Source organism: Pseudomonas sp. TE12234 (genome assembly GCF_054061835.1).
Window position 1 is genome coordinate 143787 of sequence record NZ_JBSSEP010000017.1, and the last position, 14270, is coordinate 158056.

At 62.9% G+C, this 14270-nt stretch carries 12 protein-coding genes; 5 read left to right on the top strand and 7 right to left on the bottom strand.

What is annotated here, in order from left to right:
* Nucleotides 1-154 precede the first annotated feature (154 nt).
* Nucleotides 155-1060, top strand: a complete 906-nt coding sequence (locus tag ACVWYU_RS23495; RefSeq protein ID WP_457373778.1) for a LysR family transcriptional regulator — start codon at nt 155-157, stop codon at nt 1058-1060.
* Nucleotides 1061-1135: 75 nt separating this feature from the next.
* Complete coding sequence (locus ACVWYU_RS23500; RefSeq protein WP_457373779.1) at nt 1136-2149, top strand: sensor domain-containing diguanylate cyclase; 1014 nt, start codon at nt 1136-1138, stop codon at nt 2147-2149.
* A gap of 16 nt (nt 2150-2165) precedes the next feature.
* On the opposite strand, the gene msrA is transcribed toward ACVWYU_RS23500, so the two are convergent.
* Genes msrA through msrB form a run of 3 tightly spaced genes read right to left on the bottom strand, consistent with a single transcriptional unit; the run spans nt 2166 to nt 5245 of the window.
* Nucleotides 2166-2873 (bottom strand): peptide-methionine (S)-S-oxide reductase MsrA, encoded by a 708-nt coding sequence (gene msrA, locus ACVWYU_RS23505; protein ID WP_390958856.1) that lies wholly within the window; start codon nt 2871-2873, stop codon nt 2166-2168.
* A 29-nt stretch (nt 2874-2902) separates the two neighbouring features.
* Nucleotides 2903-4681: a cytochrome c biogenesis protein DipZ gene (locus ACVWYU_RS23510; protein WP_457373780.1), complete on the bottom strand. Its 1779-nt coding sequence runs from the start codon at nt 4679-4681 to the stop codon at nt 2903-2905.
* 33 nt (nt 4682-4714) lie between these two features.
* Entirely contained in the window at nt 4715-5245 is a 531-nt protein-coding gene (gene msrB / locus ACVWYU_RS23515) for a peptide-methionine (R)-S-oxide reductase MsrB (protein ID WP_457373781.1), read from the bottom strand.
* Nucleotides 5246-5396: 151 nt separating this feature from the next.
* Between msrB and ACVWYU_RS23520 the strand changes: the two genes are divergently transcribed.
* Nucleotides 5397-6113 carry a response regulator transcription factor gene (locus ACVWYU_RS23520; RefSeq protein WP_090316420.1) on the top strand — a complete coding sequence of 239 codons (717 nt, stop codon included), beginning with the start codon at nt 5397-5399 and terminating at the stop codon, nt 6111-6113.
* Entirely contained in the window at nt 6110-7630 is a 1521-nt protein-coding gene (locus tag ACVWYU_RS23525) for a sensor histidine kinase (protein ID WP_247255942.1), read from the top strand. The genes ACVWYU_RS23520 and ACVWYU_RS23525 overlap by 4 nt, the downstream gene beginning before the upstream one ends.
* 139 nt (nt 7631-7769) lie before the next feature.
* Here the strand turns inward: ACVWYU_RS23525 and ACVWYU_RS23530 are convergent, their stop codons facing one another.
* The 4 genes from ACVWYU_RS23530 to ACVWYU_RS23545 form a co-directional block, all read right to left on the bottom strand.
* Nucleotides 7770-8525, bottom strand: a complete 756-nt coding sequence (locus ACVWYU_RS23530; RefSeq protein ID WP_457373782.1) for a class II aldolase/adducin family protein — start codon at nt 8523-8525, stop codon at nt 7770-7772.
* On the bottom strand, nt 8522-9463 hold the full coding sequence (locus tag ACVWYU_RS23535; protein ID WP_457373783.1) for a CobW family GTP-binding protein: 942 nt from the start codon (nt 9461-9463) through the stop codon (nt 8522-8524). Before ACVWYU_RS23535 ends, ACVWYU_RS23530 begins: the two co-directional genes overlap by 4 nt.
* Nucleotides 9463-11208, bottom strand: coding sequence for an amidohydrolase (locus ACVWYU_RS23540; RefSeq protein ID WP_457373784.1), 1746 nt, complete (start codon nt 11206-11208; stop codon nt 9463-9465). Before ACVWYU_RS23540 ends, ACVWYU_RS23535 begins: the two co-directional genes overlap by 1 nt.
* A 92-nt stretch (nt 11209-11300) precedes the next feature.
* On the bottom strand, nt 11301-12905 hold the full coding sequence (locus ACVWYU_RS23545; protein ID WP_457373785.1) for a 5-guanidino-2-oxopentanoate decarboxylase: 1605 nt from the start codon (nt 12903-12905) through the stop codon (nt 11301-11303).
* Between the two features lie 279 nt (nt 12906-13184).
* Between ACVWYU_RS23545 and ACVWYU_RS23550 the strand changes: the two genes are divergently transcribed.
* Entirely contained in the window at nt 13185-14090 is a 906-nt protein-coding gene (locus ACVWYU_RS23550; RefSeq protein ID WP_090316402.1) for a LysR substrate-binding domain-containing protein, read from the top strand.
* Nucleotides 14091-14270 lie beyond the last annotated feature (180 nt).

The window sequence follows — 14270 nt, forward strand, 5'->3', positions numbered from 1 at the left end:
GCCCCAACGCGAGCAAGCTCGCTCGCCACAGATGCAGTATTCGTCCTTAACTGAACAGCATTGCCCTCTATGGTTGGTGTTTTTGCAGTATGGTTAGCCACCAGAGCTGGATAAACCCGGCAAAACTTCAATCATTTTAAAGCCAGGCTTGATAATGGATCTGTTCCAGGCAATGAGCGTTTACGTGAGGGTGGTGGAAGCCGGCAGCATGACCGCCGCCGCCCAGCAATGTGAGATGTCCACCACCATGGTCGGCAATCATCTCAAGGCCCTGGAGCAGCGCCTGGGCGTGCGCCTGCTCAACCGTACGACCCGGCGCCAGCGCCTGACGGAATTCGGCACGGCGTACTATCAGCGCTGCCTCGAAGTGCTGGGGCTGGTGGCCGATTCCGAGCGTCTGGCGGAACAGACCCTCGATGAACCGAGCGGCACCCTGCGCATCACCGCACCCTTGACCTTCGGCACTGAGCGCCTGGCGCCGGCCTTGAGCGAATTCAGCTTGCTAAACCCGCGGGTGAAACTGGACGTGGTGCTCACCAATCGACGCCCGGACTTGCTCGACAATGGCTTTGACGTGGCCTTCCGCCTGGGCGCGCTCGAACCGTCGAACCTGATCGCCCGCCCGCTGATGGACTACACCCTGACCATGTGCGCCTCCAGGGAATACTTGGCACGTCGCGGCACCCCGGAAAAACCCGAAGACCTGCAACACCACGACTGCCTGGCGTTCGCCTACCCGGCCGGTGATGACTGGCAATCGGTGGCCAGGCAATGGCGCCTGCACGGTCCGGAAGGCGACGTCGAGGTGGCGGTCAGCGGTCCGATGCTGATCAACAGTTCGGCGGGGTTGCATCAGGCGGCGCGCACCGGCATGGGCATTGTGATGGTGCCCGATGCACTGGTGGAGCAAGACCTGCGCGACGGCAAACTGGTCGCCCTGATGCCGAGCTATCAACTGCCGAGCCGGCCGATGCACCTGGTCTATGCCCAGGATCGACATCGGCTGCCGAAACTGCGTCGTTTCGTCGACTTCGCCGTGCAGATGTGGGGCAAACACTAGCCCGGCCGAGGTGCCTTGCACTAATCTGCGCGACGGGCCGTTCATATCGATATCAGGGCGCCAGGGAGAGCAGCGATGGGTGAGGCATCCAACATCGAACCATTGAAGTTCAGCGCATCGGATTTGAACGACGACCTGCTGCCCACCATCCTGGAACTGGTCAGCGACGGCATTTGGGAGTGGAACGCCAACACCGGTTTCGTTTACCGCAACCCGGGCTGGTACGCCATGCTCGGCTATGCACCCCATTCCCTGGACAACAGCGTGTTGACCTGGGAAAGCCTGATCCACCCCGATGATTACCCACGGGTCATGGCGCAGTTCGATGCCTACGTGACGCAACGCGTGCCTGGCTATCAGTGCGAGTATCGCTGCCGCATGCAGGATGGCAGCTACACCTGGATCGAAGATCGCGGCTACATACTGGCGCGCAACGCCGACGGTTCGGTGGCGCGGATGGTCGGCGCGCACCGCAGCATCGAAGACAAGAAGCGCCTGCTCGAAGCCCTCGAACGGCGCAACCACTCCCTCGAAGCCATGGTTGAGGAGCGCACCCGTGAGTTGTCACGGGTCAATCAGCAACTGCAGCTTCAACTCGAAGAGAACCGCAAACTGGCGGAAACCGACGTCCTGACCTCGATCGCCAATCGCTATCGCCTGGAAAAAGCCCTGCCCGAGGCCTGCGAGCGCGCCCAGCGTTTTCGCCAGCCGCTGTCGCTGATCGCCATGGACATCGATGATTTCAAGAACATCAACGATCACTATGGCCATGCCCTGGGCGACGCCGCCCTGGTGCAGGTGGTCGACAATGTGAAGCACTGCGTCGCCGACAATCATCTGCTGGCGCGCTGGGGCGGCGACGAATTCATCATCATCCTTCCCGATACACCGCTGGCCGATGCGCGATGCCTGGCCGAAAACATCCGTGATCGCCTCGCCGGGTTACAGCCTGTCGGCGATTTTCACATCACCATGAGTTTCGGTGTGGTTCAGCGCTTTGACGAAGAGCAGCAGACCGGCCTGATGGCGCGGGCCGATCAGGCGCTGTATCGGTCGAAAATCGCCGGCAAGAACATGATCTCCGTGTAACAGCCGCCCCCTGCCCTCACATCCCCGCCTTCACCAGCACCGGTTTTTCCTGATAGCGATCCGGGTACAACTGCTTGAGTTGAGCCACTTTCGGCAAGTCGTTGATCACGATGTAGGGATAGGTCGGGTGCTCGGTCAGAAAGTCCTGATGCTCTTCTTCCGCCGGGTAGAAACCGTTGTAGCTTTCCAGCTTGGTCACAATTGGTTTGTCGAACGCATGAGCGGCGTCTAGCTGGCTGATGTAGGCCTGGGCCACCCGTTGCTGATCGCTGCTTTTAGTGAAAATGGCCGAGCGATATTGGGTGCCGGTGTCTGGCCCCTGACGGTTGAGTTCGGTCGGGTTGTGCGCCACCGAGAAGTAGATTTGCAGCAAGGTGCCATAGCTGACCTGACTCGGGTCGAAGGTCACTTCGACCGACTCCGCATGCCCGGTGTTGCCACCGCTGACGCGCTCGTACCGGGCCGTGTTGGCCGCCCCACCGGCGTACCCCGACACGGCGTTTTTCACGCCTTTGACATGCTGGAATACCCCTTGAACGCCCCAGAAGCAACCACCGGCAAACACGGCGGTTTCGCTGTGGGCCTGTGTGTTTTCATCCAGGGCCGGAGGTGGCAGGACGACGGCCTCTTCAGCGCCGCCGAAAGAGAACGCCGAGCATTGACTGATGATGCCGGCGGCCGCCAGTCCCAATAAGGTTCGGCGCCAGGTGAACAGGTTTTTCATGACGTTGACTCCTGAAGAATTGAGGTCGATCAGCCGAAAGTAAAGGCGTAGGCCGATGCGCCCGGATCCAGAAACTCGATGCTGAACGTGCGGTCACTCACCCCGCCGTTCTGACGCACCAGTTGATACAAACGCTGTTCCGTTACGCGGCCACTGCCATCGGGCGCCACGTCCATGCCGTGGGCATCGCCCGGAGCCTTGCCATCGATCAGCACTTTGAAGCGCACCGGTTTGCCATCCGCGCCGGGGCCGAGCACCAGGTGCAAATCACGGGCGTGGAAGCGATAGACGATGCGGCTGGCCGGGGCGCTGGCGGTGGCCCGCTCCGATCCGACATGCCATTGGCCACCCAGACTCCAGTCGTTGAGGGCCAACTGCTTCGGTGGGCTGTAGGTCGCCACTTTGTCCGGCACCAGCGAGGTGTCCGGCACGAAATGCTCGGCACGCTGATAGCCGACGTAGGTTTCCGGCGACTGCACTTCGTTGTTGTCCGGGGCCATCTGTACGCCATCGGCCTTGGCGTTGATCAGCCCGTCCGACACCTTGGTCGCGCCTGCTTCACGCAGCAATTGCTGGATGACCCGCTCCGATTCGGCGTACTCGCCTTCGCCAAAGTGGTGATAGCGGATACGCCCCTGGGCGTCGGCGAAATAGTGCGCCGGCCAGTATTCGTTGTTGAAGGCGCGCCAGATCTTGAACTCGTTATCGATGGCCACCGGGTAGTTGATTCCCAGGTCCTTCATGGCCTGGGTGACATTTTTAATGTCACGTTCGAAGGCGAACTCCGGGGCATGCACGCCGATCACCACCAGGCCCTGGTCGCGATACTTCTCGGCCCAGGCTTTGACATAGGGCAGCGTACGCAGGCAGTTGATGCAGGAGTAGGTCCAGAAATCCACCAGCACCACTTTGCCCTTCAAGGCCTGGGCATCGAGCGGTGGCGAGTTGAGCCACTGCACCGCGCCGCTCAGCGGTGGCAGGTTGCCTTCGACCGGCAAGGTGCCCGGGGCTTTGTCAGCCACTGGCAGCGCACCTTCTTCAGACACCGGGTTTTGCGCCGTCATCGCCGCACTGTCACGGGGTGACTTGCCGGCCAGGCGTCCGACCAGCACCTGCTCGATTCCGCCGGTCGAGGCCGTGGAGAACCGCGCCAGAATCCCGGTATCGAGCCCCAGGGCAATCGCCGCCACCCCCGCCAGCATCGCCGCGCCGAGGCCGCGACGCAGCCACTCCCCGGCACCGATCGAACGCTTCATCGCAGCGAAGACCTTACCGCCCAGCAGCAACGCCACGGCCAGGGAAGTCGCGGCACCGGCGGCATAGGCCAACAGCAACAAGGTGGTCTGGATGCTCGCACCTTGCAGCGCCGCCCCGGTCAGCAACAACCCCAGAATCGGCCCGGCGCAAGGTGCCCACAGCAGGCCCGTGGCAACGCCGATCAGGAACGAAGCGCCGGGACGCGGCCGTGCATCGGCGCCGGCCACTTCCGACAGACGACTGCCGGCCGCCACCAGCGGTCGGGTCAGGCGCTCAGCCAGTTGGGGCAACAACAGCGTCAGGCCGAACAGCGCCACGAACACCAGCGCCAGCCAGCGCCCGTACTGATTGAGTTGCACCACCCAACCCCCGCCGACTGCCGCCAGGGTAGCCACGAGCGCGAAGGTCAGCGCCATCCCGGCCAGCAGCGGCAAACCGCTTTTGATGAACGGCTGTCCGGTGCGGGCGAAAACGAACGGCAGGACCGGCAGAATGCACGGGCTGACAATGGTCAGCACACCACCGAGGTAAGCAAGGAGCAGTAGCCACATGGCGATTACCTGCAAAAAAATGAGGGGTGGGAATCAGGCTGTCCTGGGTTGGAACTTCATCGCCAGACCGTTCATGCAGTAGCGCAGCCCGGTGGGTTTGGGACCGTCATCGAAGACATGACCCAGATGCCCGCCGCAACGCCGGCAGTGCACCTCTTCGCGCAGCACGCCAAAGGAGTGGTCCTGACGGGTGGCCACGGCCTTGTCCAGCGGCATCCAGAAACTCGGCCAACCGGTATGGCTGTCGAACTTGGTCGCCGAGGAGAACAGCGGCAGGTCGCAACCGGCACAGGCAAACGTACCGTCGCGGTGCTCATTGTTGAGCGGGCTGCTGTAGGCCCGTTCGGTGCCCTCTTCACGGAGGATTTCGTACTGTTCGTCGCTCAGGATTGCGTGCCATTCACTGTCGCTGTGGGTCACTTCGAACACCTGCGCCGCGTCCGCCTGGCTGATCAGCGCAGTGCTCGCGGAAAATTTGGGTAACAGGCCGATGGCCAGGGCTGCCACCCCCAGTCCGCCGCTCACCGCGAGAAATTGCCGCCGCGAAAATCGTCTTGAATCCATCGCCGCCTCCAAAAATCCTGGGCCGTTTTCATTGAACACAGCCTAGGCTTGGGGTGATCGCCAAATCCTCACGGGGAGTTAAACAATTCGTGATAACTCCGGCCGCGGAAAAGCCGCACAATGCGTTCATTGCGCCGAAGGATTGAGCTGGATGGAACAGACCAAACGAGTCCTCGTGGTCGAGGACGATTTGCATATCGCCGACCTTATCTGCCTGCACCTGCGCGATGAGCAGCTCGAGGTGGTGCACTGCGCCGATGGCAACGAAGGCATGCGCCTGCTGCAGCAAGGCAGTTGGGATGCGCTGATCCTCGACCTGATGCTGCCCGGTGTCGACGGCCTGGAAATCTGCCGGCGCGCCCGTGCCATGGCGCGCTACACGCCGATTATCATCACCAGCGCCCGCTCCAGCGAAGTGCACCGGATTCTCGGTCTGGAACTGGGGGCCGACGATTACCTGGCCAAGCCGTTTTCCATGCTTGAACTGGTGGCCCGGGTCAAAGCGCTGCTGCGCCGGGTCGACGCCATGGCACGCAACCTGAAAATGGATGCCGGCAGCCTGATCCTCGACGGTCTGGCCATCGACCCGATCACCCGCGAAGTGTCCCTCGACGGTCGGCGCCTGGACCTCACACCGCGAGAATTCGACTTGCTGTATTTCTTCGCCCGCCAGCCCGGCAAGGTGTTTTCGCGCATGGACCTGCTCAATGCCGTATGGGGCTACAGCCACGAAGGCTACGAACACACGGTCAACACCCACATCAACCGCCTGCGCGCCAAGATCGAGACCGACCCGGCGCAACCGGTACGCATCCTGACGGTGTGGGGGCGCGGCTACAAATTCGCGACCGGGGAGGAGCAGCCATGAGGTTGACCCTGACACAACGCCTGTCGCTGGTGTTCGCCGTGTTACTGCTGGTGTGCTGCGGCACGTCGGCGTGGATGCAGGTGCGCTCCAACCAGATGCACGAGCAGGAAGTGGTGCAAGGCTTGTCCCGGGACCTGGCGCAACACATCGCCAGCGACACGGTGCTGATGGACACCAAGGGCCTGATGCCCGGTGCGGTGCGCGATCTGTTCAGCCAGTTGATGCTGGTCAACCCGAGTGTCGAGGTGTACCTGCTCGACACCGAGGGCAAGATTGTCGGCAGCGCCGCGCCGGAGGGTCGGATACGCCGCGAGCGGGTCGACCTGGCGCCGATCCAGCGCCTGCTCCGGGGCGACCCCTTGCCGATTCCCGGCGACGACCCACGCAGTGTCGACGGTCGCAAGGTGTTCAGCGCCGCGCCGCTCAAGGTCGATGGCAAACCGGCCGGTTATCTCTATGTGGTGTTGCTCGGCGAAGACCACGATCGCCTCGCCGAACGCGGTGCGACCAGTGCGGCGCTGAATACGGCGCTGCTGTCCATCGGCTTGGTGGCGTTGCTGTGCCTGATTGCCGGTCTCACGGCGTTCGCCCTGATCACCCGGCCATTGCGCCGCCTGACCGAAACTGTCAGCCAGTTCGACATCGACGGCGTTCCGGTCACGCCGCCGACAGCGGCCCCGATGGAGAAAGCCGCCAGCCATGACGAAATCGCCATACTCGACGCCACGTTCCGGCAGATGCAGGCGCGCCTGGGTGAGCAATGGCGCACCTTGACCCGCCAGGATCAGGAACGCCGTGAACTGGTGGCGAACATTTCCCACGACCTGCGCACACCGCTCGCGTCGCTGCATGGCTACCTGGAAACCCTGTCGCTCAAGGACGCCACCCTGCCCCCCGCCGACCGTCGTCGTTACCTGGGCATCGCGCTGGACCAGAGCCGCAAGGTCGGTGGCCTGGCGCAATCGCTGTTGGAACTGGTGCGGCTGGAACATGGCTTCGTGCAACCGGTGCTGGAGCGCTTCTCCCTGACCGACCTGGCCCAGGACATCTTCCAGAAATTCGAACTGACGGCCGAGGCGCGCCAGGTCGAACTGAAGGCCACGTTTGCCTCAAACGTTTCGGCGGCCTGCGCTGATCTGGGGTTGATCGAGCGGGTGCTGACCAACCTGTTCGACAACGCGTTACGCCATACCCCGCCAGGAGGCGAGATCGAACTCGGCTTGCGGCCACAGGGGGCATTTATTGAAGTGACCGTCAGCGACACCGGCCCCGGCATCGCCCCCGAACTGCGTGAAGGCCTGTTCTTGCGGCCGTTCAATATCGGTGGGGCACGGCGTGATGGCGGGTTGGGACTGCGAATCGTACATCGCATCCTGCAGTTGCATGGCCGCGATATTCAGTTGATCGATGTGCCAGGGCGCGGCGCGACGTTCCGCTTTTCGCTGGCGGTGGATGAAGCCACTGCGTCGGCGTTGGCAGAGCGGTCGATGAACCTCAACACACCGGGAAAAGCCTGACAGACCGCAGCGCGCCCATCGCGGGCAAGCCGCGCTCCCACAGGGATCTCGGTCGTTCACCCATTCCGGCTACACCCACAAATCCTGTGGGAGCTGGCTTGCCGGCGATGGCGTCATCCATGACAACTGAAGATCCGGATCAATCCCGATACCCCGGAGCCACCCGCTCCAGCAAGCGCAACAACGCCGCCCAGGCCAACTGCATCGCATCCGGGTCGTTCAATTCACCTTCATCCAGCGCTCGGCCCGGGTCATTGAACTGGCGCTCGGTGTGCTCACAGACTTCAGCCGGTGGCAGCACCAACTCGCCGGCGGCCTGCGCGGCCAGTTGGATGTCGCAGGCTTTTTCCAGGTAGTACATGCGCATGAACGCCTGCCCCACGGTTTCGCCGACGGTTAACAAACCATGGTTGCGCAACATCAGCACCGGCTTGTCCCCCATGTCTGCCACCAGTCGCTCTTGCTCGCTCAAGTCCAGCGCCACGCCTTCATAGTCGTGGTAAGCCACGCGGCCATAGAACTCCATGGAAATCTGATTCACCGGCAGCAAGCCGCCCTTCAACGCGGCCACCGCGCAGCCGGATTTGGTGTGGGTATGCAGCACGCATTGCGCATCCTCACGGGCGCCATGAATTGCGCTGTGAATCACAAACCCGGCCGGGTTCACCGGGAACGGCGACGGCTCCACGGCATGCCCATTCAAATCGATTTTCACCAGATTGGACGCAGTGATCTCATCGAACATCAACCCATACGGATTGATCAGAAAATGATGCTCCGGCCCGGGGATACGCACCGAGATGTGGGTAAAAATCAGATCGGTCATGCGAAAGTGCGCCACCAATCGATAACAGGCGGCCAGTTCCTCGCGTAAACGTTGCTCTGTCGGGCTCATGGGTTCACCACCTTGCAAGCGTCCAGCCCTTGTCCCAACGCGTCCCAGCCGTCGAAGCCACGGCGAGCGATGAACACCAGATGCGTCACGCGGGCCTGAGCCTCATCGGTAGCCGGCAGAAACTGACTGCGGGTGCCAACATGCTGCAACCAATGAGCCTTGTTGCCCTGCGCCAGCACCACCAGTCCCTTGACCCGAAAAACGTCGCTGGGCAACGCCTGCAACCAGCCGCGCAAGCCCTCGACATCCAGTGCCGCATCGCTCTGCCACAACCAGCTGCTGAACATCTCACCGTGATCGTCGTCCGACACCCGCGTCAGCGGCTTGAGCGCCCGAGGCTCAAGCTCCAGTTCAGTGTCCAGCCACAGTGCATCCGGCAACTGCGACTGCACGCTTTCGTGCACCCGAGTCCTATGCCCCAGGGCTTCACGCAACGCCTGCAATTGTTGTTCGTCGACCAGATCGGTCTTGTTCAACAGCAACAAATCGGCGGCCGCCACCTGCGCCCGAGCGAGTCGCGCATATTCACCTTCGAGTTGCAGGTGACGGGTGGCGTCGACCACGGTGATGACCATGTCCAGTTGCATCTGGCTGCGCAGTTGCGGGTAGGCCAGGGTTTGCACGATGCGCTGCGGGTCGGACACGCCGCTGCATTCGATGACGATGCGCTCCAGCCGCGGCTCCAGTTGCGCCAGGCTGCCGAGCTGCGCCAGCAAGTCTTCCTGCACGGTGCAGCAGATGCAGCCGTTTTGCAGGCTGTACACGGCATCCGTGACTTCGGAAACGATGGCCGCATCGATGTTCAACTCACCGAAATCGTTGACGATGACGGCCAGTCGACTGCCCTGCGCACGGCGCACCATACGGTTGAGCAAGGTGGTTTTACCGGCGCCGAGAAACCCCGACACCACGGTCACGGCAATACGTTGTGCATCCATCACGCCTTGCCCTCCAGCACGGGAGGCTCGCCCTGCCAGACCGCTTTGAGCCCCAGCGCTTGCAGCGTCGAATGACGGTCGTAGACCAGTTGCCCTTCGACGAAGGTCAGCAGCACCTGAGTCTGGTGGATGTAGTTGCGCGCCGGCTCGGCGAACAGGTCACGGTCGATCACGATCAGGTCTGCTGACTTGCCGACTTCCAGGCTGCCGGTGGTTTTTTCCAGGCCCATGGCCACGGCGCCGTTGCGGGTGATCACGTTCAACGCCTGCTCAAGACTGATCGGATCGCCGAAGCACGCCGGGTCGTCGTTCCATGGGTTTTGTCGGGTGACCATGGTTTCCAGCGCCAGCCATGGGTCGATGGACGCCACCGGCCAGTCGGTGCCCATGACCGCCGTGCCGCCGGCTTCGAGCACGCCTTTGAAGTCGTAGATGCGCTTGAGGCGTTCCTGGCCGTAACCGGAACGCGCACCGCTGGCGAATGGCGTCGGGTACCAGGCCGCCGGGGAAAATTCGGCGATGACGTTCAGTTCCTTGAAGCGCGGCAGGTTGCCGGGGTGCAGCAAGGTGCTGTGGGCGCACTGGTGGCGCACGCCACTGAAACCGTTGCGACGGCGGGCCTCGGCCACGGCGTCGAGGAACACGTCCGACGCGCCGTCACCGGTGCAGTGGGCAATCACGCGGATGCCCTTGCGGTCCATGTCCACCACCATGTCGGTGATGTGCTCTGGGGTCAGGTTGAGCTTGCCGCGCCAGCTCGACTCTTGCGGCCATGGCGTCAGCAGGTACGAGGATTTCGGCTCGACCGTGCCGTCGAAGTGGAACTTCACCGCGTTGGCACTCAGGCGCGCGCTGCGGTAGTAGTGACGTTCGCCCGCCAGCAGTTCCCAGCGACGGCGCACCGGGAAAATGTCGTCCTGCCAACTGATCGCGGCCTCGATGCGCACGGTCAGTTCACCGCTGTCATCCAGTTCCTTCAGGGCCTGCAAGCGCTGTTCGCAGACGTGCACGTACTTGCTCGCCGTAACGCCGCGCGAACTCTGGAAATGCACGCCATCGCGATAGGCGCGGCGCAGCACGCTGACCGGGGTCGGTGGCATGGCGGCGTGGATCATCGCGTAGGCGCCGTCGATCATCAGACCGGTGGGTTCGCCGGTCAGGTCATCACGTTCGAAATAACCGTTGCGCGGGTCGGCGGTATGGCGGTCGATCCCGGCCAGTTCCAGGGCCTTGGAGTTGACCATCATGGTGCCCCACATGCGGTCGAGCAGCGCCACGGGACGGTCTGGCATGACGCTGTCGAGCCAGGCGCGGCCCGGGGTCAAACCGGCCTCGCGGAAGGTGTAGCGCACCCAGTACTGACCGTAGATCCAGCCATCGCCCGGATGGCTGTCGGCATAGGCGAGGATGCTTTCGCGCAGTTGCTCTGGCGTCGGGTCTTCGATACCGACGTCGAGGTCGTCGCTGTAGCGCGGTGCCAGTGCGAGGTCGGGGTGGGTGTGCATGTCGTGCAGGCCGGGCATGCAAAAGGCGCCTTGCAGATCGTGCACCCGGGTGTTCGGCCCCTTGAAGGCTTCAAGCGCGCCGAGGCTGGCGACGCCGATCAACTTGCCGTCGCGGATCGCCAGCGCCTCGGCCCAGGGGTTGGCCGGATCCTGGGTGTAGATTCGACCGTTGGCGAGGATCAGGTCGGCGTAGGTCCCTTGTACGGAATGGGTAGAAGAGAAGTTGTCGGACTCAGCCATGTAAGCCACCTTTGAGTTCAGGGCAGTAGGAAGATCCACCGTGCGCTTGGCATGTCGGGGACCTGAAAAATTGTTGTTGTTTTAGCCAGCGTTCAATCCGCCAGGAAAGTCGTGGCGTCGACCTCGATCATCAGCGGTTCGCAGGTATCGCCAAGTTGGCCAAGCAGCGCTCGCAAACCGGCGAGATTGCCCGCACGGTAATGGGCGACATGGCAGCTTTGCGCCAGGGCGGCGAAGTCCGGCGTGAGGATGTCGACCCCCAGCAACGGCACCTCGCGGGCGTTCATGTAATCGCGGATTTCCGCATAGCTGGTGTTGTTCCACAGCAGCAGGATCACCCCTGCGCCGGCCTCTTTGGCGGCGATCAGTTCGGCGCTGGAAAACTGCAGCCCACCGTCCCCCACCAATGCCACCACCGGACGCAACGGCTGGGCCAGCTTGGCGCCGATGGCTGCGGGCAAGCCGTAGCCCAGGGTGCCGTAGCCGCTGCCGGCGTTGAACCAGCTGTTGGGCGTCGGTGCCCGGTAGCCTAGGGCTCCCTGATACACCGGTTGAGTCGAGTCGCCGACGATCAAGGGTTGCGGCAGCGCGTCACGGACGGTATCGAGCAGCGCTTGCAGACGACGCTGCTTTGCACTCCAGCCAGCGTGTTCGACGGCATTGACTCGCGTTACCCGATCACCGGCCCACGCGGGGTCAGCCTGGCGTTGCGGCAATCGCGCCAACAACGCGCGCAGGCCTTGTTCGGCATCCCCCAGCAGCCCCACCGCCGCCGCTTGCACGCCGAGCACTTGCAGGGAGTCAATGTCCAGGCGGATCAGCGGCGCCTTGAACGCCAAGGGGCCGAGGCCGAAAAAGTCATAGTCGGTTTCCCCCAGTTCGGTGCCGACGGCCAGCACCACGTCCGCCTCGGCGAACAGCTCGCGGCCATGGGCCGAGGACTGCACGCCGTCGAGCAGCAAGGGATGGTCGGGGGCCAGCAGGCCTCGGGCATTGGTGGTCAGCGCGACCGGCGCCTGCAACCGTTCGGCGAGCAAGGTCAGGGTTTCGCTGGAGCGACGCGCACCACCACCGGCGAGGATCAAGGGCCGCTGTGCGTGGCTGAGCAAGGTGACCGCGGCCTCGATGGCTTCGGGGGCCGGGGCCGGTGCCGCGGGCAATGGACGCGGGCGCAGGTCCAGGCCGTCGGCGGACATTTCCAGCACGTCCAGCGGTATCTCGATGTGCACCGGACGCGGCCGGGTACAACCAAACAAGGCAAAGGCCCGCGCCAACACTTCGGGCAATTGGTCCGGGTGCTGCAACGTATGACTGAAGGCACAAACGCCAGCGACCAACGCACGCTGGTCCGGCAGTTCATGCAGGTGGCCATGGCCCAGGCGCAGGTGTTCGCGGCGATTGCAGGTGGAAATGACCAGCATCGGCACCGAGTCCGCATAGGCCTGGCCCATGGCGGTGAGGATATTGGTCATGCCCGGGCCGGTGATGATGAAGCACACCCCTGGCTTGCCACTGGCCCGTGCGTAACCATCGGCCATGAACCCGGCGCCCTGTTCGTGACGCGGGCTGATGTGCTTCAAACGGCTGCCGTGCAAGCCACGATAAAGCTCGACGGTGTGCACGCCGGGAATGCCGAAGACGTGTTCCACGCCATAGCCTTCCAGCAACTGAACGAGCGCCTCGGCACAACGGGTCATGCAGCACCTCTTTGATGATGGGCCAGAGCGACCCGATGACAAGTTGGGCTAGTATTGTTGAACCAACCAATACAACAATCGATTTTTTTTGGCCTGACTGTTCAATTTACGTCACCATATAGCTCTGACCTTTGTGGTGGGGAGCTGGACTGTTCAGCAGGTGGATGGCTCGGCTGACCGATGCAATGGGGGCCGCTGCGCGACCCGGCGGGAGCAAGCTCCCTCGCCACAGGGGGCGTGTCGTACTTGGTTTTTTTTAACTATTGAGCGGGATGATTTATGCGTTTTCCATCGATGACAGCCCTGCGCGCCCTGGACGCGGTTGCCCGCCTCGGCAGCGTGTCGGTCGCGGCCCGTGAACTGAACCTGACTCGAAGCGCCATCAGCCACCAGATCAGCAAGCTGGAGGAATGCGTCGGTTTTGCCCTGACCGAGCGCATTGGCCGGGGCATCGGCCTGACCTGGCAAGGCGAACGTTATGCCCGGGAGGTGCACGGGATTCTGTTGAACCTGCTCGATGCCGGTCAGTTGGTCGGCGACCAGGAAGTCTCCGGTCGACTGTGCATCAGTTGCGCACCGGGATTTGCCACCTATTGGCTGTGCCACCACATCGGCGCGTTTTTGCGGCAGTACCCGCAAGTGCAATTGCAGCTGATTTCACCGCGCACCCCGGACGACACTCATAATCCGAATGTCGATCTGTTCATTGCCTACGGGATTGGCGACTGGCCGGAAATGATCGTTGAAGAAATCGTGGCCTTGCGCTTCTTCCCGGTGTGCAGCCCACGGTTGATCAACGCATTGGGCGGGTTGAAAAGCCCGCAGGAACTGAGCAACTACCCGTTGCTGCACATGACCGACTACTCCGACTGGCGCGTCTGGCTGACCGCCGCCGGGGCGTCAGGGGTCAACGCGGTCAGCGGCATTCTGTTCTCCGACGCACACTGCGCGCAGTCCGCCTGCATTGCCGGCCAGGGAATCGCCATCGGTGACAACCTGATCAGCGGCGATGCCTTGTCCAAGGGGCTGCTGGTGCGCCCATTCGACATCACCATCGACCTGCACCGTGGCTACTACCTGGCCGCCGACCCGCAAAAAGCCGACCGCGCAGCGGTCCAGGCCTTCAGCAACTGGGTCAAGACCCAGCTTCAATCCTCGCACCAGACCTGGCAGGACACCCTGTAGGACCCTCGCGGTGTGTCAGGCGATGTCGATGCTGAAGGTGCCGGCCCCATCGCGGGCAAGCCCGCTCCCACAGTGTTCGTGGATGTACGCCGAGTCCGTGAACGGCCCAAATTTCTGTGGGAGCTGGCTTGCCAGCGATGGCGGCGTGTCAGGCGGCATCGATGCTGAAGGTGCCGGCCC